At 34.6% G+C, this 20278-nt stretch carries 18 protein-coding genes; 7 read left to right on the top strand and 11 right to left on the bottom strand.

What is annotated here, in order from left to right:
* Window positions 1–3 precede the first annotated feature (3 nt).
* Window positions 4–165, bottom strand: coding sequence for a 50S ribosomal protein L34 (gene rpmH, locus BLV91_RS11900; RefSeq protein WP_007136275.1), 162 nt, complete (start codon window positions 163–165; stop codon window positions 4–6).
* A 164-nt stretch (window positions 166–329) separates the two neighbouring features.
* On the opposite strand from rpmH, the gene BLV91_RS11905 reads away from it, so the two are divergent.
* A complete protein-coding gene (locus BLV91_RS11905; protein WP_091433593.1) occupies window positions 330–845 on the top strand; it encodes a hypothetical protein in 516 nt (171 codons plus the stop codon).
* A 56-nt stretch (window positions 846–901) separates the two neighbouring features.
* Here BLV91_RS11905 and BLV91_RS11910 read toward each other — a convergent pair whose 3' ends face one another.
* From BLV91_RS11910 to BLV91_RS11920, 3 genes are read right to left on the bottom strand one after another with little or no spacing between them, the layout of a single operon-like run.
* Window positions 902–1267 carry a sulfite exporter TauE/SafE family protein gene (locus tag BLV91_RS11910; RefSeq protein ID WP_245709682.1) on the bottom strand — a complete coding sequence of 122 codons (366 nt, stop codon included), beginning with the start codon at window positions 1265–1267 and terminating at the stop codon, window positions 902–904.
* Window positions 1268–1283: 16 nt separating this feature from the next.
* On the bottom strand, window positions 1284–2177 hold the full coding sequence (locus BLV91_RS11915) for a lytic transglycosylase domain-containing protein (protein WP_091433596.1): 894 nt from the start codon (window positions 2175–2177) through the stop codon (window positions 1284–1286).
* A gap of 38 nt (window positions 2178–2215) precedes the next feature.
* Window positions 2216–2890, bottom strand: a complete 675-nt coding sequence (locus tag BLV91_RS11920) for an alpha/beta hydrolase (protein WP_091433598.1) — start codon at window positions 2888–2890, stop codon at window positions 2216–2218.
* Window positions 2891–3642: 752 nt separating this feature from the next.
* Here BLV91_RS11920 and BLV91_RS11925 point away from each other — a divergent pair.
* A complete protein-coding gene (locus BLV91_RS11925) occupies window positions 3643–3927 on the top strand; it encodes a GNAT family N-acetyltransferase (protein ID WP_091433600.1) in 285 nt (94 codons plus the stop codon).
* Between the two features lie 72 nt (window positions 3928–3999).
* On the opposite strand, the gene BLV91_RS11930 is transcribed toward BLV91_RS11925, so the two are convergent.
* The 5 genes from BLV91_RS11930 to BLV91_RS11950 all read right to left on the bottom strand — a co-directional run bounded on the left by BLV91_RS11930 (window position 4000) and on the right by BLV91_RS11950 (window position 10753).
* Window positions 4000–5397, bottom strand: coding sequence for a hypothetical protein (locus tag BLV91_RS11930; RefSeq protein WP_091433601.1), 1398 nt, complete (start codon window positions 5395–5397; stop codon window positions 4000–4002).
* 205 nt (window positions 5398–5602) lie between these two features.
* Window positions 5603–7237 (bottom strand): ABC-F family ATP-binding cassette domain-containing protein, encoded by a 1635-nt coding sequence (locus tag BLV91_RS11935; protein WP_091433730.1) that lies wholly within the window; start codon window positions 7235–7237, stop codon window positions 5603–5605.
* Window positions 7238–7402: 165 nt separating this feature from the next.
* The gene (locus BLV91_RS11940; protein ID WP_091433602.1) at window positions 7403–8866 is read right to left on the bottom strand and encodes an alanine/glycine:cation symporter family protein; all 1464 of its coding nucleotides are present in this window, start codon (window positions 8864–8866) and stop codon (window positions 7403–7405) included.
* 310 nt (window positions 8867–9176) lie between these two features.
* Entirely contained in the window at window positions 9177–10352 is a 1176-nt protein-coding gene (locus tag BLV91_RS11945; protein ID WP_091433604.1) for a GlmU family protein, read from the bottom strand.
* A gap of 149 nt (window positions 10353–10501) precedes the next feature.
* The gene (locus BLV91_RS11950; RefSeq protein WP_007136285.1) at window positions 10502–10753 is read right to left on the bottom strand and encodes a type B 50S ribosomal protein L31; all 252 of its coding nucleotides are present in this window, start codon (window positions 10751–10753) and stop codon (window positions 10502–10504) included.
* A gap of 231 nt (window positions 10754–10984) precedes the next feature.
* On the opposite strand from BLV91_RS11950, the gene BLV91_RS11955 reads away from it, so the two are divergent.
* The 5 genes from BLV91_RS11955 to BLV91_RS11975 all read left to right on the top strand — a co-directional run bounded on the left by BLV91_RS11955 (window position 10985) and on the right by BLV91_RS11975 (window position 16950).
* Entirely contained in the window at window positions 10985–11527 is a 543-nt protein-coding gene (locus BLV91_RS11955) for a DUF4199 domain-containing protein (protein WP_091433605.1), read from the top strand.
* Between the two features lie 3 nt (window positions 11528–11530).
* Window positions 11531–12487 (top strand): glycosyltransferase family 2 protein, encoded by a 957-nt coding sequence (locus BLV91_RS11960; RefSeq protein WP_091433607.1) that lies wholly within the window; start codon window positions 11531–11533, stop codon window positions 12485–12487.
* A gap of 130 nt (window positions 12488–12617) precedes the next feature.
* The gene (locus BLV91_RS11965; RefSeq protein WP_091433608.1) at window positions 12618–14345 is read left to right on the top strand and encodes a phospho-sugar mutase; all 1728 of its coding nucleotides are present in this window, start codon (window positions 12618–12620) and stop codon (window positions 14343–14345) included.
* Entirely contained in the window at window positions 14345–16174 is a 1830-nt protein-coding gene (locus BLV91_RS11970; protein WP_091433610.1) for an ABC transporter ATP-binding protein, read from the top strand. The genes BLV91_RS11965 and BLV91_RS11970 overlap by 1 nt, the downstream gene beginning before the upstream one ends.
* Window positions 16175–16248: 74 nt before the next feature.
* A complete protein-coding gene (locus tag BLV91_RS11975; RefSeq protein ID WP_091433611.1) occupies window positions 16249–16950 on the top strand; it encodes a DUF2971 domain-containing protein in 702 nt (233 codons plus the stop codon).
* A gap of 15 nt (window positions 16951–16965) precedes the next feature.
* Here the strand turns inward: BLV91_RS11975 and BLV91_RS11980 are convergent, their stop codons facing one another.
* Window positions 16966–17688: a hypothetical protein gene (locus BLV91_RS11980; RefSeq protein ID WP_091433613.1), complete on the bottom strand. Its 723-nt coding sequence runs from the start codon at window positions 17686–17688 to the stop codon at window positions 16966–16968.
* A gap of 120 nt (window positions 17689–17808) precedes the next feature.
* Window positions 17809–20277 carry a TonB-dependent receptor gene (locus BLV91_RS11985; protein WP_091433614.1) on the bottom strand — a complete coding sequence of 823 codons (2469 nt, stop codon included), beginning with the start codon at window positions 20275–20277 and terminating at the stop codon, window positions 17809–17811.
* Window position 20278: the final 1 nt, after the last annotated feature.

Here is a 20278-nt window from a genome sequence, read left to right on the forward strand (position 1 = left end):
ACATTATTTTTTGTGTCTTGGTTCGCAAGAAACAGTCAATTTATGTCTTCCTTTAGCTCTTCTTCTAGCAAGAACTTTTCTTCCATTCGCAGAAGCCATTCTGTCCATAAATCCGTGCTTATTTCTTCTTTTTCTTTTCGATGGTTGAAACGTTCTTTTGCTCATTGCTTTGTATCTTTAAATCTTATTTATATGTCTTTCTATTTTCGAATAACTGTTATCCTAAAACCGAGTGCAAATATACAAAGACTTTTTTTTCTGGCAAGTAGTTTTATAAAAATATTTTTAATTCCTTTTACTATCTTTGCAGTCTTAAAAATACACACATTATGTTTCACAAGAATATCAAACTTATTATCGCTGGACTTTTAGTAATTACTGGCATTTGGCAATTTACGGAAAACAATATTGGTAACGGGATTTTCCTTTTATTATTGACTGCAATTCCTATTTTCTTATACTTTAAAAACGAATTTATCTTACTTGCTTTCTTAAAACTAAGAAAACAAGATTTTGAAGGAGCAAAAAAATGGCTGTCATGGATTAAAAACCCTGAGTCTGCATTAGTAAGAAAACAACAAGGATACTTCAATTACTTACACGGAATAATGCTTTCGCAAACAAATATCAACCAAGCTGAAAAATATTTCAAGAAAGCAATCGAATTAGGATTGTCTATGGATATGGATTTGGCTGTGGCCAAATTGAATCTTGCAGGAGTTGCCATGTCACGCAGAAGAAAGCTGGAAGCGACTAACTTATTGAACGAAGCAAAAAGACTAGACAAACAAGGTATGTTAAAAGAACAAATCACCATGATGAAAGGTCAGATGAAAAAAATATAATTTCATATTTAAACAAAAAAAAATCCGCAATTCGCGGATTTTTTTTTGTTTCAAAACTATTTCTCCAGAAACAAATAACCAGCTATTATAACCAGAACGCCCGCAAAAATATTCTTTAAAGTTTTCTGATCAACATGTATTGCTATTTTACTGCCGAAAAAACCACCCACAATAAAAACCAAAGAAATTATTATCGCATAGCGCCAATCGACAAAACCTGCTTTATGGTAATTGATTACCGCTAGCAAAGTAACGGGTGGCAACAAAGCCGCTAAACTTGTTCCCTGGGCCTGCTGCTGGGTAAATCCCATAAGCAACAAAAGCGGAACCATGATGATTCCCCCTCCAATTCCGATTAATCCGCTTAGAACTCCTGCAATTAGCCCTATGGCCATCAATAAAACGATTGTTTGAATAGACATTTTCATAGGTTTTAAATTAATAGCCGCTCAATGGAATTTCTATTGAATACTTTTTACCAGTTGTGTTATCCAATTTTTTATCCCTGAGCCACGGATTGTGAATTTTTAAAATCTTATAATTAATTCCTTGCGCTTTTGCAAAATCAGCTAAATCAGTAATAGAACTATCTATTTCAATTTTTTTTGTTGGCAAATTGCTATATAATTCTTCGTTCCCTAATGAGAATCCAAATTTATCAGGATTTTTCATGATTTCTTTTAGTGCTAAAATTCTAAAAACATAACGCGAGGTTTCTTCCGTAAGAAGCAAATCATAGTAATTAGTTTCTTTCTGACTCTCCATTTGTCTGTTTACACCGGCCATTCCGCCGTTATATGAAGCTGCGGCTAGCGTCCAAGTACCAAATTTTGCTTTGGCACTCAAAAAATAACTACAAGCAGCTTGAGTCGATTTTTCTAGATTATAGCGCTCATCCACTATATCATTCACTTCCATTCCTCTTTCTTTTGCCGTTTCTGGCATAAACTGCCAAACTCCTCGCGCTCCTGCAGGTGATACCGCGTTTACTAAACCACTCTCGATCACAGCTAGATATTTAAAATCATCTGGAATACCGTTCTTTTTTAAAATGGGTTCAATGATTGGAAAAGCACGATTGGCTCTTTTTATCGCTAGAATCGTCGATGCATGTAAATTGATGTTAACAATTAACTCTCTATCCAAGCGTTCGCTTACATCTGAAATTTTTAAAGGTGTATTTTCTCCTGCAAAATTAGCGCTTGCGGGAAAATAACTTGAGACCGCCGTTTTTTCTAATTTATCTTTCGATTCATAGGTAGTTGCAAAAATCAAAAGACCACTTACTAAAACTAGTACGAGAATCAAACTTACTTTTTCTATCCTTTTCATGTTTATCATTTTTAATTAGTATTCACAAGCAGCAAGAATCACTCCGCAATAACTTTATCTTCTAAAATAATAGCAGGCAAATTGGCGTTCAGCCACTTGTATTTATTCAAAATCATGACGTGCGTCCCTCCTTTTACAACAATGTAGTCATTGATGTACTTAATTGGAAAAACATCATCCATGTCACCATGAATATGTACCACTTGCTCATCTACCACAGTTCTATCCCAAAGAATCACCTTTTCTACCGCCCATTCTAGATATCCAATATCTCTAACCGATAAAAATTTCTCGTATAACTTCAATCGATGGTTAATTTTTTCACCGAAAGAAAATTTCGCCAGATTCTCTAAATTTAAAATCAAGCTCATCGGAATCAGCTTGTATGCCTTAGTTGCCTTCGCAATTTTGAACCTTCTAGGGAATTCTAAATTACTTTTTACACTTGAAATGATAATTACTTTTTTAGCATCAATGTACTTTGCCATTTCTTGTACCAATATTCCTCCAAACGAAACTCCAATTAAAACTGGGTTCTCATGTTTGATTTTTTTTGTAATTCGTTGCGCATATTCAGCCAAAGATTCATTTGCTAAAGGAATTTCCCATTCTAAAAGATGCATTTCAAAAATATCCTCTGGAAGTACAATTCTCTCAAAAATTGTTGCACTAGCCGCTAATCCCGGCATAAAATAAACTGGTATTTTACTCATAATTCGTTTAACTATTTAATATCTGCTTGCCACCTAATTATACTCAATTTCGTATAAAATTAATTTTTTTATTGGAACCAACTTCGTTTCTTAATTTATATTATCAATAAATTATGATTAGAGTGTTTTGAAAATCAGAATACCAACGTCAAAGCCATTATCACATCACTTACCACCGATTTTCCTTATTTAACCAAGAAACCATTTCAGGCCAGAAATGCATATAGCATTGGTGATTTCTGGTTTCTCATTGACAATACGCCCGAAAAAGCTAGCTAATTTATCCCGAATAAACCACAGTAGCCTCCGCTCTACTAAATTGCAGCTCACATAGTATATTATCTGAAAAAGAATATGTTACATTAATATACAATGAAAAATTAACTGCTATTGAAAATCAAATCAGTACCTTTGTAAATGTTTTTTGACAAAAAAAAAAAATAACAGAACTGTATTGTGGGTTTATCATTAAACATTATTGTTATTAGTAAAATTAAAAAATTCTACAACCTCAACATGCAACAATACAGCTCTCAAAAAATAGCGTTTATCTACTTCTTTTCTAGGATAAAATAGAAGTTGACAACAAAATAGTGACAACAAAAGATGCAATGGGAAAAATTAATTTTGATCAATTTTAACCAAGATTAAAAGCAGGTCGAAATACCGATGGGTCCCAATAATTAAACTATGGATAATACTTATCCTGGTTACAACTGTTTTAAACAAAATATATGGAACACTCTATCATCATGGAAATCACAGACAATACTTTCGCAAGACAATTTGAAACTACAGTAGAAGAAGGATTAGTTTCAGTTGAATACTCTTTTCAGGAAAAAAAAATATTTTTGACAAAGATTAATACTCCAGATCAATTTGACAATGAAGAATTTATTTCTCAACTATTAAGTGAAATTATGGCAATTGCTATTGAACGAAAATTAAAAGTAGTTCCGATTTTACCAAAAATCGTTGTCTTTTTTAAAAAGAACCCAGTTTACAAAGAACTGCTTCCTCCGGGAATTAGACTATAAAAAAGAAGCCGTATGATACGGCTTCTTTTTGCCTTAAAGACCCCTTTATTTTTCAAAACTAGTAGTTTTCAGCTATTCAAACTCGCTTCTTTCTACGATTGGTTTTATTTGACTGTCAGAACGGCTTGACCGTCTTGTTTCTCTAGCTGACTGTCTCGCAGACTTCCTTATTTGTCGTTCTGTTTGCTTTGCTGAGGGATCTGCTTGACTTCTAGCAGGTCGAACTTGTTGTCTAGTCGACTTAGGATTTTGCTGTCTTGTTGAAGGCTGAACACGTTGCCTTGTTGAAGGCTGAACTCGCTGTCTTGTAGACTCAGGGCTTTCCTGTCTGGTTGATGACTTCTCTTGTGTCTTTGTTGACGGCTGCTCTTGTCGTCTTGTAGACTCACGATTTTCCTGCTTAGTTGCTGGTCTCTCCTGTGTTCTAGTTGACGGCTGTACTTGTCGTCTTGTAGACTCACGGCTTTCCTGCCTTGTCGCCGGTCTCTCTTGTGTTCTAGTTGACGGCTGTACTTGTCGCCTTGTCGACTCCCGGTTTTCCTGCCTTGTCGCCGGTCTCTCTTGTGTTCTAGTTGACGGCTGCACTTGTCGCCTTGTCGACTCCCGGTTTTCTCTATTTATATCTCTTCTTGAAATCCTAGCTGGCGCTGTAGGCTTCCTAAAAGTCCTACCGCCATAAGTACTTCTATAAACCCCAGCATTTCTATTCCTAGTCACTATTGCTGAAGTAGTTCTTCTTCTTAAGTAATAAGAATGATTAGAAGGGTAACGAATGAAGGACGTTCTATGAAAACGAGGGCTTCTGTAGTAATGATTGTGATAATTCCAATAGTTGTAATATAAAATTGGTCTCCACGGACGCCAATATACCGGATAGTATCCCCAATACCAAGGAGAAACATATAGCGAAAATGATGGGGAAAACATAAGTGCTATAATCGGCCAATCAGAAACATAAACAACACCATTCCCGTAGACATTATTATTTATGATAATCCTCTGGTCACCAATATACCCAGGATTTGGAGTTTCAGAAACATCTCGTGCTGATGGTTCCACAACATAGTCTTCGCCATACAAAGCTTCGTCACCAATAATTTGGACAATAACTCTTCCCGCATTATTCTTACTGACCTCTATAACGGCAACATCTTGAAACTGATTGCTATTAACAGGAACCCTAAGTACAATAGAATGAAAATGTCCTTGATTGTATGAAGTCACTGAAATATAGTCTACAAAATTGTCATTATTTAGATCCAAGTTATTAATATTCGAATCACTCGAGTTTAGTTTTCTTTCGAATTCCTCTATTGTTTGAGAGCTTTGAAAAACATCTAAAACGGCAAAAAGATTAAGGTTATCACCAGGCAAACCTAATGCTACAACTTCATTATCAACTTGAGAAAATAAAGAAGTACTCCACAAACCCATTGTTAAGACTAAAAAGGTTAATACTATCTTTTTCATGGTTTCTAATTTTAAATATTGTAATTAAATCATACTACAAGGTACGAAAACTATATATTCAAATAGCTTAATAACAGTTATTTAACTATTTTACTCCAATAAAAAACAACATTAATACAGAAACAAAAAAAAGGCACACGATATAGAATCGTATGCCTTTACTATTTTCAATTCCCTTCAATTAAGAATCGAACAACATGATTTGTTATTTCTCAATATCTCTCATGCTCTCCATTTTCTTGTTTGCCAAGAATCCTGTAATATCTTCAAAATGTTCTACTACACGTTTGTTTCCAAATTCAAATACCTTAGTCGCTAATCCGTCTAAGAAATCTCTATCGTGAGAAACTAATATCAAAGTTCCATCAAAATCACGCAATGCATCTTTGATAATATCTTTGGTTTTCATGTCTAAGTGATTTGAAGGCTCATCCAAAATCAATAAATTAACTGGCTCAAGCAATAATTTAATCATCGCCAGACGCGTTTTCTCTCCACCTGAAAGCACCTTCACCTTTTTAGTCACATCATCGCCATGAAACATAAAAGCACCTAAAATATCTTTAATTTTAGTACGCACATCACCCACAGCAATATCATCGATAGTTTCAAATATTGTAGCATTCTCATCTAACAATGAAGCTTGGTTTTGAGCAAAATAACCAATTTGAGCATTATGACCTATTTCTAAACTTCCGCCATCTATCTCAATTTGTTTCATAATGGCTTTGATCATCGTCGATTTTCCTTCCCCATTTTTCCCTACGAATGCCACTTTTTGCCCTCTTTCGATAACAATATTAGCATCTTTAAAAACAACGTGCTCACCATAAGTCTTCCCTAAATCTTTTACAATTACAGGATATTGCCCAGAACGAGCAGCAGCGGGAAATTTCAATTTTAAAGCAGAAGTATCTACTTCATCCACTTGTACAATGACTAATTTCTCTAACATTTTAACACGAGATTGAACTGCATCAGTTTTAGAAAACGTCCCTTTGAAACGGTCAATAAAAGTTCTGTTATCAGCAATCATTCGTTGTTGTTCATCGTATGCTTTTTGTTGGTGCATGCGACGGTCTTTTCTCAATTCTAAATAATGTGAGTATTTAGCCTTGTAATCATAGATTCGTCCCATAGTTACCTCAATGGTACGATTTGTAATATTATCTACAAATGCTCTATCATGCGAAATTACCACAACCGCCTTTGCTGAATTGATTAAGAAATCCTCTAACCATTGGATACTTTCAATATCCATGTGATTGGTAGGCTCATCCAGCAAAATCAAATCTGGTTTTTGCAAAAGGATTTTTGCCAACTCAATTCTCATTCTCCAACCACCTGAAAATTCAGAAGTTTGACGTGTAAAATCCTCGCGGGCAAATCCCAATCCTATTAATATTTTTTCGATTTCAGCCTCATAATTCACCTCTTCAATAGCATAAAACTTCTCGCTCAGGTCAGAAACCCTTTCAATCAATTTCATGTATGCATCACTTTCATAATCCGTTCTAATTGTCAATTGTTCATTGATTTCGTCAATCTCAGCTTTCATGCTAAAAATTTCACCAAATGCTTTTGAAGTTTCTTCAACAACAGTAGCTCCGTCAGTAGTCAATAAATGCTGTGGCAAATAAGCAACAACTGCATCTTTGGGCGCAGAAACATTTCCGGTAGAAGGTTTACTTTGCCCCGCTATTATCTTAAGAAGCGTTGATTTCCCCGCTCCATTCTTACCCATAAGGGCAATTTTATCATTTTCATTAATAGCAAAGGAAACATCACTAAAAAGCGATGTCCCACCAAATTGTACGGAAATATCATTAACTGTAATCATTGTAGTATTGTTTTGTAGATTCGACAATTTGAAAGCCGAATAGATTTTAAAAAGTGCAAAGATAGATTAATTAAGCAATTGGTATAATATAAAATGAAAGCTTCCAGCAACAGAGATCAAAAATCCTGTTCCTGGAAGCTTTCAAAAGAAATAGTTAATCTAAACTTACTCCTTTTCCTTTTTATTTATGGTATTCCAAATATGTGCATTTGAAACCCCAATATCTTCGGGATTGAAAACGGGATCTTTCCCTTCCTTTTTCTGTTTTTCGTAATCTTTCAATGCGGCTAAGGCTGGTTTCTGTAATAGAATAATCGCAATGATATTAAACCAAGCCATAAGTCCTACTCCTAGATCACCAATATCCCAGGCCAATTTTGCTTGATTGATTGAACCATACATTATAACCAACATCATAACCAATTTCAATAAATGCGTATAAACTGGCGACTTCAAATTTCTTGTCAAATAAGAAATATTCGTTTCAGCTATGTAGTAATAAGCCAAAATAGTAGTAAAGGCAAAGAAGAACAATGCAATGGCAACGAAATAAGATCCAAAACCAGGTAAAACACTATCCATGGCGCTCTGAGTAAACCCAGGCCCTACAGTTACATTTTTAGCTCCTTCATATAAAAACTTAGTAGTTCCGTCAGCCGCTAATACAGGATCTTGCACATTATACCTTCCTGTTATTAACAACATAAAACCAGTAGCAGAACAAACCAATAAAGTATCAATATAAACCGAAAACGATTGTACTAAACCTTGCTTAGTAGGATGCGAAACATTTGCTGCAGCAGCAATATGCGGAGCAGTACCTTGTCCTGCCTCGTTAGAATAAATTCCACGTTTTACACCCCATTGAATTGCCAGACCAAATACAGCCCCAAAACCAGCTTCCATATTAAAAGCGCTTTTAAACACTAATGAAATAACTCCTGGAAGTTGATCGATGTCAATTATAATTATCACCAATACAATTAAAATATAAGCGATAGCCATTATAGGCACCACATACTCTGTAAACTTGGCGATTCTTTTTACACCTCCAAATACAATGGCTCCAAAGATTACTGCAACAGCAACTCCAGACATCCAAGTATCAATATTAAAGGCATTCTGTATTCCGTCAGCAACAGAATTTGCCTGCACTCCTGGCAGTAACAAACCCGCAGAGATTATAGAAACAATGGCAAACAAAACGGCAAACCATTTCACTCCCAATCCTCTTTCGATATAAAAAGCGGGACCTCCACGAAACTGTCCTAAATGCTTTTCTTTATAAATTTGTGCCAATGTTGCTTCTACGAAAGCGGTACTTGCTCCTAAAAAAGCAACCATCCACATCCAAAACATAGCTCCTGGTCCTCCAAAAGCGATAGCTGTAGCAACACCTGCAATATTTCCCGTACCTACTCTTCCTGCTAAAGACATCGATAAGGCTTGAAAAGAAGAGACTCCAGATTCAGAACTTTTCCCGTCAAACAGTAAACGAAACATTTCTCTGATGTGGCGCACTTGTAAAAAACGGGTACGTAAAGTGAAATAAAGTCCTGTACCTAAACACAAAACGATTAATGCGTTACTCCAAACAATACCATTTAATACCCCAATAATCTCTTCCATAAATATATTTTATATTAATAATTATTAAAAAATCAACAAAACAATCGTTTCACTCATAATTTTTTATAAAACTAAAACATCTAGTTAAAAAAAACTAATGCAAGACTATAAAAAAGAGCAAAAACTGATTAATCATCTAAAAACAAGGCTCAACTCAGAATCCCGAATATTACACATAGCAAAACATTTTAACACTATGTCATGATTAAAAAATAAAATTTTCATAATTGACCGTAAATAAGGCCACAAAAAAATGGTCTTATTACATTAATAAAACCATTTTTAAAACTATAAACTATTTAGCAAAAGACTATCCTTTTCTCCACTTTTTCGTTTCTTCAAAGACATGTTCTAAAATAGCTGCTTCTTTTTCGTCAAAATCTACATTCCTGCGCCCCATTACAAGTCTAGCCGTTTCAAAAGCTTTTTTAGTGATGTAGGTAGAAAAACCTGCTGCACCTCCCCATGAAAAACTAGGAACAAAATTACGAGGAAAACCGCTTCCGAAGATATTAGCGCTTACACCAATAACGGTTCCAGTGTTAAACATGGTATTGATTCCACATTTACTATGATCTCCCATCATCAATCCGCAAAATTGAAGTCCCGTTTTAGCAAAGCCTTCGGTTTCATAACTCCATAATTTCACTTCCTCATAATTATTTTTTAGGTTCGAATTGTTACTGTCAGCACCAATATTACACCATTCACCCAAAACAGAATTTCCTAAAAAGCCATCATGACCTTTGTTAGCATTACTAAACAAGACTGAGTTATTAATCTCACCTCCTACTTTAGAATTTGGGCCAACAGTTGTTGCTCCGTATATTTTGGCAGCCATTTTAACTACAGCGCCTTCACACAAAGCAAATGGACCCCGTATCACAGAACCTTCCATAATTTCTGAATCCTTACCTATATATATAGGACCCGTAGACGCATTCAGTGTCACGAACTCTAACTTAGCCCCTTCTTCGATAAATATGTTTTCTGGCGCAATTACATTAACACTCTTTGGTATTGTTTGCGATTTTCTACCTTCAGTCAAAAACTCAAAGTCTTCCTGAATCGCAGCGGCATTCTTTGAGAAAATATCCCAAGTATTCTGAACCGTCAAGCAGTCTTCGTTGTATTCTATAATTTCATAAGAATCAAAATCTACTTCTTCTTGGTCTTCCTGCGTATAAAAAGCGACTACTTCTTCTCCTTTAAAGATGACTTGATTTGGTTGCAAATTATCAACCATTTCAGCCAAAACTGCGTTGGGTAAAAAGGAGGCATTAATCATAACATTATTTTCTAATTCTACCATTGGGAATTTATCAGATAAATATTCTTCCGTTAAAGTGGTAGTGGTAGAACCCAAATGCATTTCCCATTTTTGGCGAATTGTCATAATTCCAATAAGGATGTCTGCAACAGGACGTGTGAAGGTAAAAGGCAATAAGGCATTTCTGGCTGGGCCATCAAAAAGTATGTAGTTCATTTTATAAAGTTCAAAAGTTACAAAGGGTCAAAGTTACAAAGTTTTTATTTGTTTTATTTACAAGTTTACTCTCTAAGCTCTCCCAATTTAAATCAATAAAAAAAGCCTCCCAAATGGAAGGCTTTACTATATCAACAAACAAGTTAAGATTACTTAACGTGTTTAGCGTATTTAGTTTTAAATTTATCAATACGTCCTGCAGTATCGATAAGTTTGTTTTTACCTGTGTAAAAAGGATGAGAAGTTCTAGAGATCTCCATTTTCACAACTGGGTATTCAACACCGTCAACTGTAATTGTTTCTCTTGTATCTGCTGTAGATTTAGTGATAAAAACGTCTTCATTTGACATGTCTTTAAATGCAACTAATCTGTAATTCTCTGGGTGAGTTCCTTTTTTCATCTTGTTTATTTGTTTGGCTATAACTTGTTTTGAAGCTTTTCGTTTAACGGAAAAGGTATAAACTCACTATAACTTTTTGTTTTTACACTATTATTTTGAGTCTGCAAATTTACAATTATTTTCCAATAAACAAATCTTTGTTTCATTTTTTTTATTAAATCGTAAAAACTGTTTTTTGTAGTCCAATAAATTGGGAATTGCTATATTTGTGGATTAATTAAAAAAGTCTTTATGGAAAGAAGTGTATCACCAGGGAAATCTGGACTAATATATGGCGTATTGTTTGGCGTTATAATGATTTTAGAATTCGTGATAATGTACATAATAGGAATGCGATCATTAGTAGGAACCAGTGCCGGCGTGATTGTAAATATTGCTAATTACTTAGTACTACCCCTAGTATTCATCTATTTAGGATGTATCAATTTTAAGAAAAATTTAAACAACGGTTTCATTAGCTTTGGCGAAGCTTTAAAAGTAGGAGTTTCTATCACTTTTATTGCTGCCCTAATATATGGTCTATTTAATATCGCTTTTAACTTTATCTATCCTGAGTTTATCAATGAAATGATTTCAATTACTCAAGACGATATGATCAAACAAAACCCTAACATAACGAGTAAAGAAATGGAAATGGGAATTGAAATGATGAAAAAATTCATGAATCCTTTAATTGTTTTACCTGTTACACTTGCTATGTATTCCTTTTTTGGGTTAATATATTCGCTAATTGTAGGTGCAATTGTAAAAAACGAAAATCCACAAAGCCTGTAATTAATGAATCTATCCATACTTATACCGCTTCTTAACGAAGAGGAATCGCTTACAGAATTGTACACTTGGATTATTAAGGTAATGCAAACAAATAATTATTCTTATGAAGTTATCTTTTTAGATGACGGAAGTACGGATAATTCCTGGTCTATTATTGAAGGTTTTGCTTCGGAAAACCCCAATATAAAAGGAATTCGTTTCATGAGAAATTTCGGAAAATCTCAAGCTTTGCATGCTGGTTTTGCAAAAGCCCAAGGTGATGTCATTATCACAATGGATGCCGACTTACAAGATAGTCCTGAGGAAATTCCCGGACTTTACAACATGATTACAAGTCAAGATTTTGATTTGGTTTCCGGATGGAAAAAGAAACGATACGACTCTGTTGTCGCTAAAAACCTGCCTTCTAAATTATTCAATTGGGCTGCCAGAAAAACTTCTGGAGTAGAACTGAATGATTTTAATTGCGGATTGAAAGCCTACAAAAATATTGTTGTAAAAAACATTGAAGTTTCAGGCGAAATGCACCGATACATTCCTGTTTTGGCAAAAAATGCTGGTTTTGGAAAAATTGGCGAAAAAGTAGTACAACATCAAGCTAGAAAATACGGTGAAACTAAATTTGGAATGGAACGTTTCATCAATGGTTTCCTTGACTTAATTACCATTTGGTTTCTTTCCCGATTTGGAAAAAGACCGATGCACTTGTTTGGAGCCATGGGATCACTAATGTTCATTATTGGTTTTATGCTTGCGGGCTATATTGGAATTTCAAAACTATATCATATGTATAATGACATGCGATATACTTTAGTTACTGACAACCCTTGGTTTTTCATTGCGTTAACCACAATGATTTTAGGGACTCAACTGTTTTTGGCTGGTTTCCTGGGCGAAATCATTTTGCGTACTAAAAACAACGAAGAGCGTTATAAAATTTCGACTCAGGTTAATCTATAATATAGCCTAGCCCTGATAGTAATGAAAATCCTTATAGGCCAGTTTTTGGACTATAAGATTGTAATGAATAGCAGGAATTAGCTCCTGAGAAAGCGACATACTTTAAAAACTTAAACTAAAAACATATAAAATGGAAATCAAACAAAACATTTTAGACGCATTGAATGTATGGCTAACTCCTACATTTGACAAAGAAACACAGGAAGCCGTTAAAGAATTGATGACTACATCCCCTAAAGAATTAGAGGAAAGTTTTTACAAAGATTTAGAATTTGGTACTGGTGGAATGCGCGGAATAATGGGCGTTGGAAACAATCGCATTAACAAATATACTCTTGGAAAAAGCACTCAGGGTCTATCTGATTATTTGCATATTGCTTTCCCTAACCAACCTATAAAAGCCGCTATTGCTTATGACTGCCGCCACAATAGCGACACTCTTGCAAAATTAGTTGCTGATGTTTTCTCTGCTAATGGCATTGAAGTTTATTTGTTTTCAGAATTAAGACCAACACCTGAATTGTCATTTGCCGTTAAACATTTAGGATGCCAATGCGGAATTGTACTTACAGCTTCACACAATCCTCCTGAATACAACGGATACAAAGTATACTGGGAAGACGGTGGGCAAATCGTACCGCCAGAAGACGAAAAAATCATTAACACCATTGAAAATTTAAGCTTCGACCAAATCAAGTTTGATGCAAACGAAGATTTGATTCACTATATCGATACTGACGTAGATAAGGCATTTATAAAATCATCTATTGAAAACGCAAGTTTTAATACGCCTGCTGCCGCAAAAGAAAATTTAAATGTAGTGTTCACCTCATTACACGGAACATCGATAACACTAGTTCCTGATACTTTATCGCAAGCTGGTTACACTAATGTGCATATTGTTGAAGAGCAAAGAGTTCCAAACGGTGATTTCCCAACTGTAAAATCTCCAAATCCAGAAGAGCCAGAAGCATTAGCCATGGCAATGGAATTAGCTGACAAAACCAATTCGGACATTGTAGTAGGAACTGATCCTGACTGCGACCGTTTAGGAGTTGCTGTTCGTAATAACGAAGGTCAAATGACTTTGTTAAACGGAAATCAAACTATGATTTTGATGACTGCATTTCTATTAGAACAATGGAAAAAAGCAGGAAAAATCAATGGAAAGCAATTTGTGGGTTCAACTATCGTGTCTACTCCAATGATGATGGAACTAGCTACAAACTACGAAGTAGAATGCAAAGTAGGATTGACTGGTTTTAAATGGATTGCTAAAATGATCAAAGATTTTCCTGAATTGGAATTCATTGGTGGTGGAGAAGAAAGCTTCGGATTTATGGTAGGAGATGCTGTTCGTGATAAAGATGCTGTTGCGGCTACTTTATTAATATGCGAAGTTGCAGCTCAAGCTAAAGCAAAAGGTAGTTCAGTGTACAAAGAGTTATTGCAACTGTATGTAGACAATGGATTTTACAAAGAGCACCTAGTTTCACTAACCAAAAAAGGAATCGAAGGTTTACAGGAAATTAGCCAAATGATGGTTGATTTACGTGAAAACCCATTAAAAGAAATCAACGGACAAAGAGTGATAATAGTCGAAGATTACCAATCTTCTGTAGCTAAGAACTTATTAGACGGTTCAGAAACTGTAATGGAAATTCCGAAATCAAATGTATTGATTTACTACACTGAAGACGGATCTAAAATTTGTGCAAGACCAAGTGGAACAGAACCTAAAATAAAATTCTACATCAGTGTAAATGCAGAATTAGAATCTGTTGAAGATTTCAAGGAAGTGGAAAGCGTTTTAAACGAAAAGATTAAAAATATTATTATTGCAATGCAATTGAACTAATGGACAAAAATTTAATAAAACTTCTTCCCTATACAAAACCATACAAAACCCATATTGTCTGGAATGTGATATACAACATTCTGTACGCTTTGTTTAGCACTATTTCTATGCTAACCATTTTTCCGGTTCTTGAAGTGCTTTTTGGTAAAACCAAAGTCATACTAAAAGAACCTGTATATACGGGAATAGGAAATTTAAAGCAGTTTGGTTCTGATTTTTTGTATTACAAAATTTCAGAATTAACAAAGGATAATGGTATTCAAGTCGCTCTTTTGTTTGTTGTTTTAATGGTAATCACGACATTTTTATTCAAAAACCTATTCAATTATCTGGCATCACACCATATAATGCATCTGAAAAATGGTGTTTTAAGAGATTTGAGAAAATCAATGTACAAAAAGATTGTCGAGTTGCCTATCTCCTATTATTCCGAAAAAAGAAAGGGAGATATTATGGCACGTATGCTTGGTGATGTAAACGAAGTTCAAAATTCCTTTTTCTCTATATTAGAATTAGTTGTAAAAGAACCGCTTACTATTATTTTCGCCTTAGTTACTATGTTTATTATTAGCTTAAAACTTACTTTGTTTGTTTTAATCTTCATGCCTATTTCTGGTTTTATCATATCAAAAGTTGCTAAGAACCTAAGAGCAAAATCATTACAAGCACAAAGAGAAAGCGGTTTCCTGATTTCTATTGTAGATGAAACTCTTGGCGGATTGAAGGTGATTAAAAGCTATAATGCAGAACCAACCTTCAAAGGCAGATTCAACGATTCAGTAACCCGATTATTGAATTTAACAAACAGCATAGGAAGTAAAAACAATTTAGCAACACCATTAAGTGAATTTTTAGGAGTGACGACAATTGCCATCTTACTTTTTTACGGAGGAAATTTAGTCTTAGTAGAAAAAACATTGGATGGATCGGCCTTCATCGTTTATCTAACTTTGGCATTTAATATTCTTACGCCAGCAAAAGCTATTTCTAAAGCGTCGTATTCCGTAAAAAATGGACTTGCAGCCGCAGAACGTGTTTTTGAAGTACTGGAAGTGGAGAACGAGATTGTTTCTAAAGAAAACGCCATTGCCAAAAACACTTTCGATTCGGAAATAACTATCAAAAATGTAAACTTTAAATACGAAGAAGAAACTGTTTTAAAAGACTTTTCTCTTCAGGTTAAAAAAGGACAAACGATAGCTCTGGTAGGACAATCTGGAAGTGGAAAAAGTACAATTGCCAATTTATTGACTCGTTTTTATGACGTAATTGATGGAACTATTAGTATTGATGGAACCGATATAAAAGACATCAATTTGCAATCGCTTCGCGGCTTGATGGGATTAGTGACACAGGACAGCATCTTGTTTAACGACACCATAAAAGCCAACATTTCATTAGGAAAAGAAACCGCCACAGATGAGGAGATCATTGAGGCGCTAAAAATTGCTAATGCTTATGAGTTTGTCAAAGACTTACCAAAAGGAATACATACTAACATTGGAGACAGCGGAAACAAGCTTTCTGGTGGTCAAAAACAACGATTATCAATTGCTCGTGCGGTATTGAAAAATCCTCCAATCATGATTTTGGACGAAGCTACTTCTGCATTAGATACTGAAAGTGAAAAATTCGTACAAGTAGCCTTAGAAAACATGATGCAAAACAGAACGTCGATTGTCATTGCACACCGTCTTTCTACCATTCAAAAAGCAGACTCTATCGTAGTAATGCAAAAAGGAAAAATTGTTGAGCAAGGAACGCATGATGAATTAATTGCATTGAATGGCATGTATAACAAATTGGTTACAATGCAATCATTCGAATAATGATTTAAGACTATATATTAAAGGTATATTTGATGAATGATAATTTTCTGTTTCTAAATTTGTAAATTTAAAAAATGTACCTTAATAACCCAAATATCACACTTTCTGCTGATCCAGACACTATTGTTTGGAAGTATTTAGACTTGTCTAAGTTTTTAGATTTGTTGATGTCCAAAAAATTATTCATGTCAAGATCCGATAAGTTCGAAGATCAATATGAAGGTACATTTAGCGAACCTACTTTTGAGGAAATCAAAAAGCTTTCGACCAATAATCCTGACTTTTTAAAATATTACAAGACTCACCGTGAAAAAGTGGCAATTAGCAGTTGGCACATTAACGAATACGAGTCTTTTGCTATGTGGCAAATTTTTACGCAAAACAGTGAAGGATTAGCTATTCAATCAACTATAGGAAGACTACAAAATGCCTTAATTCCTGAAAATAACTACAAGCAGTTTATTGGAGAAGTAAATTACATTGATTATAAGAAGGAATACATTCCTTTTGACGATATGTTTTTCCCCTTTTTATTCAAGCGAAAAAGTTTTCAATATGAGCGTGAAGTCCGCATTCTTACTGATGTTGCCGAAAATAAAATGACGCTTAATGACGGACTAAAAATTAACGTAGACATTGATCAGCTGATTGAGAAAATATACATCCATCCTAAATCAGAGAACTGGTATAAAAACCTAGTCATTGATTTAGTAAAACAACTAGGATTTGATTTCGCAATCGAAAAATCAGATCTTGAAAGTGATATTCTGATTTAAAGTTTATTCTTTATTTTATATCGGTTCGTAGCTGGATACTTTCCAATCACCGTTTGATAGATCAACATAATTATAATGAACAACATCATTTTTATCAAACTGTCCGTTTTTATTAGTGTCTTCAACGGTTCTAAAATACAGACGGTTTTTTGATTCTATTAAATTCCAATCAATCAATTCATGAAAATTAGTAGATATTTTAGTGAATTTCTCGCCACTAATATCACTTAAATACAAGGATTTAATATCACTAGTATCTAATTTCCCATCTCTATTCGTGTCCATATCAAACATGGTATAAACCATAACTTGTTTTTTAACTCTATCCGAAACTGATTTTAGATAAGTCGCAGTCAGAATCAAAGCAGGTTTATCAGTTAATGTATGTATCGAATCAGAATCAACTCTTTGAAACTTCAGATTTTGCAAATAGCCTGTAATTTCATTTTCTCCATAATTAGAAATCGTAAAACTCAAATCGATTACACTAGAAGAACCATATCTTGCCTTTGTACCACGTTCATAAACACGCAAATCAGCAATTGGATGAATCAAATAACTAGTTCCCTCAATCTGAATAGGTAAGTCGGCAATAGCAACTTGAGTAGAATCAATATTTGTAATTCCTTTACCTTTATTAGTGGCATCATAAATTACTTTTGGCTTTTCCACCTCTTCCTTACAGCTGGCCAAAAGTAAAATTGCCATACCTAATAATGCTATATGTAACTTTTTCATAATGATGTAATATTAAAAAATAAATCCAAATGTAATCATTTTTAAAAATGCTTCTGATATTTATGTCCAATTAATGTGTTAAAACAGCTCGAACCACTTTAGAACGACATTAGCCATTTACTATAGCTTAGCACTCAACTTAATATTAAAAACTCTTGTAGTCATAAAATTTGGGATCGCATATTCATTTTTAGAATACACATCTCTAACCCATGTATTGGTAATCGCATTTTGATTGTTGAAAAGATTGAAGATTTCAAGTCCTAAAGCAAGCTCTTTAAAGTTCCCAAACCAATTCGTATTTAGCTTCTCTGAATTGCTATCAATAAACACTTTAGAGAAACCTACGTCTGCCCTGCGGTAATCATTCAATCGATTTTGATACAAATATGGATCTGCATAAGACGGAGAACCTCCTGGCAATCCGGTGTTGTACACCAAATTCAAATATATTTTTACGCTAGGAATATTAGGCATATAATCCTGGAACAAAAGTGCAAATTTAAGCCTTTGATCTGTTGGTCTGGCTATATATCCTCTATCGTTACTATTTTCTTCTGTTTTTAAATAACCAAAACTCAACCAAGACTCCGTTCCTGGAACAAACTCCCCATTCAGTCGAAGATCTAGTCCTTGCGCATAGCCCTTAGCAACATTAGAAGCGGCATAGCGAATTCTGACATTATCAATAGTATAAGTATTCACATCAGTCAAGGATTTATAATACAGTTCAGAAACTAGTTTAAAAGGACGATTCCACATTTTAAAACTATAGTCATCGCTTAACACTAAATGAACTGATTGTTGCGCCTTGACATTAGGCTGCACCACTCCATCGGCATCCCTCAGCTCTCTATAAAAAGGTGGCTGATGATAGACTCCTCCAGAGAGTCTAAAAACCATTTCCTTATTCCAATTTGGTTTAATCGAAATTTGTGCTCTTGGACTAAAAGTAAACTGCGCATCTCCTTTGCTATTCGCTCCTGAGACTTCCCAGTTATGCATTCGCACTCCCGCATTATACCAAAGTTCAGTCGCACCTACATTCCCCTTTCTACTCCATTGCCCATAACCAGAAAACCTGTTAATAACATTAAAATTAGTTGCACGAACATCTTGATAGGGAACTAAAGGTCCTTGATAAGACGAATATGGCTGATCATTTTTAGGTAAATTAATAATGGGAGGATTAATAGAAAATCCAGCTGAATCTATCATTTCCCACTCCACCACACGATCGCGAATCGATTCACGAGTATATTTTACTCCCCATTCTATTTCATTTTTTCGCCAATCGTGAAATCCCTTTACTTCGGCATTTACAATTAAAGCATCCAAATCATTTCGAGCATGATTCAGTTGCGAACCAATTCCTTTTGTAAAAGCAACATCACCATAGGTTTCTGACCCTATATTTGAATCTACTTCTCCCAAGCGATATTGTGCCAAAATATCAAAATGTTCTTGTTCCAAAGTATGAAAAACCGAACCGATAAATTTTAATGTAAAATTAGGAGTCGCTGCATACGTTGTTTTCATTGCTCCAAAATAAGTTTCATACTTATCTTGCTCCTGGCCTTCATAATATACAGAAAGTGCCAATGGCTGATCAATTGTACCAAATTTCGTTTGACGTGTTAATGGTTGATACTGATATTTATTTTGAGAAATATTCCCTAAGAAACTCCATTGCCATTTGGCTGAAGCCTGATAATTTACATTCGTTTGTACGTCAGCAAATGTTGGAGTATAATTTGTTTGGGTATCTTGGCTTTTTACCAAAAGGCTATTGTTCCTATATCGAACTCCTGTTATTGCGGTCCATTTTTTATTTTTTGAAATTGCATCAAATGAAAAACTTCCTCCAAGCAAACTTGCTTCAATTGTTGCACCAAATTCTGAAGGTTTCCTATAGGTTATGTCCAGTACAGAGGATAATTTATCCCCAAATTTAGCCTGAAAACCACCAGCAGAAAAATCGACATTTTGCACTAAATCAGTGTTGGTAAAACTAAGTCCTTCTTGTTGCCCAGAACGAATCAGAAAAGGGCGGTATATTTCGATCTCATTTACATAAACTAAATTCTCATCATAATTCCCACCACGAACCGCATATTGTGTACTCAATTCATTATTAGAATTCACACCAGGCAAAGTTTTCAAAACATTTTCGATACCAGCATTGGCTCCTGGTATTTTCCTGATCACCTCCGGCGCTATGGTTGTTATTCCCTGAACTAGCTTTTTATTATTTGTAGTAACAATAATTTCGCCCATTTGCTCTTGCTGGTCATTCATCACCAAATTGAGCTCCAGCTCTTCATTTGCTTTTAAAGTAAGAATAACAGTCGTTTTTTTTAAAGAAACATGCGTAAAAGTGACAATCAACTTTTGAGCTGCTGGAACTGTAAGAAGGTAAAATCCATTTGCATTAGACTGCGTTCTACTACCAGAACAGGAGACATTTACATTGTCTATCGGATTATTATTTTTGTCCAAAATAATCCCTTTTACTCGAGCTGATTGAGCAAAAGAAGAAAACCCCAACAAAAACGCAATAAAAGCAAAGATGACTATTTTTATATTCAAG

Source organism: Flavobacterium degerlachei (assembly GCF_900106645.1).
Classification (GTDB): domain Bacteria; phylum Bacteroidota; class Bacteroidia; order Flavobacteriales; family Flavobacteriaceae; genus Flavobacterium; species Flavobacterium degerlachei.

What these genes read in the sequence shown, in the direction of transcription:
- rpmH (WP_007136275.1), bottom strand. Translation starts at nt 165, where the DNA reads ATGAGCAAAAGAACGTTTCAACCATCGAAAAGAAAAAGAAGAAATAAG.
- BLV91_RS11905 (WP_091433593.1), top strand. Translation starts at nt 330, where the DNA reads ATGTTTCACAAGAATATCAAACTTATTATCGCTGGACTTTTAGTAATT.
- BLV91_RS11910 (WP_245709682.1), bottom strand. Translation starts at nt 1,267, where the DNA reads ATGTCTATTCAAACAATCGTTTTATTGATGGCCATAGGGCTAATTGCA.
- BLV91_RS11915 (WP_091433596.1), bottom strand. Translation starts at nt 2,177, where the DNA reads ATGAAAAGGATAGAAAAAGTAAGTTTGATTCTCGTACTAGTTTTAGTA.
- BLV91_RS11920 (WP_091433598.1), bottom strand. Translation starts at nt 2,890, where the DNA reads ATGAGTAAAATACCAGTTTATTTTATGCCGGGATTAGCGGCTAGTGCA.
- BLV91_RS11925 (WP_091433600.1), top strand. Translation starts at nt 3,643, where the DNA reads ATGGAAATCACAGACAATACTTTCGCAAGACAATTTGAAACTACAGTA.
- BLV91_RS11930 (WP_091433601.1), bottom strand. Translation starts at nt 5,397, where the DNA reads ATGAAAAAGATAGTATTAACCTTTTTAGTCTTAACAATGGGTTTGTGG.
- BLV91_RS11935 (WP_091433730.1), bottom strand. Translation starts at nt 7,237, where the DNA reads ATGATTACAGTTAATGATATTTCCGTACAATTTGGTGGGACATCGCTT.
- BLV91_RS11940 (WP_091433602.1), bottom strand. Translation starts at nt 8,866, where the DNA reads ATGGAAGAGATTATTGGGGTATTAAATGGTATTGTTTGGAGTAACGCA.
- BLV91_RS11945 (WP_091433604.1), bottom strand. Translation starts at nt 10,352, where the DNA reads ATGAACTACATACTTTTTGATGGCCCAGCCAGAAATGCCTTATTGCCT.
- BLV91_RS11950 (WP_007136285.1), bottom strand. Translation starts at nt 10,753, where the DNA reads ATGAAAAAAGGAACTCACCCAGAGAATTACAGATTAGTTGCATTTAAA.
- BLV91_RS11955 (WP_091433605.1), top strand. Translation starts at nt 10,985, where the DNA reads ATGGAAAGAAGTGTATCACCAGGGAAATCTGGACTAATATATGGCGTA.
- BLV91_RS11960 (WP_091433607.1), top strand. Translation starts at nt 11,531, where the DNA reads ATGAATCTATCCATACTTATACCGCTTCTTAACGAAGAGGAATCGCTT.
- BLV91_RS11965 (WP_091433608.1), top strand. Translation starts at nt 12,618, where the DNA reads ATGGAAATCAAACAAAACATTTTAGACGCATTGAATGTATGGCTAACT.
- BLV91_RS11970 (WP_091433610.1), top strand. Translation starts at nt 14,345, where the DNA reads ATGGACAAAAATTTAATAAAACTTCTTCCCTATACAAAACCATACAAA.
- BLV91_RS11975 (WP_091433611.1), top strand. Translation starts at nt 16,249, where the DNA reads ATGTACCTTAATAACCCAAATATCACACTTTCTGCTGATCCAGACACT.
- BLV91_RS11980 (WP_091433613.1), bottom strand. Translation starts at nt 17,688, where the DNA reads ATGAAAAAGTTACATATAGCATTATTAGGTATGGCAATTTTACTTTTG.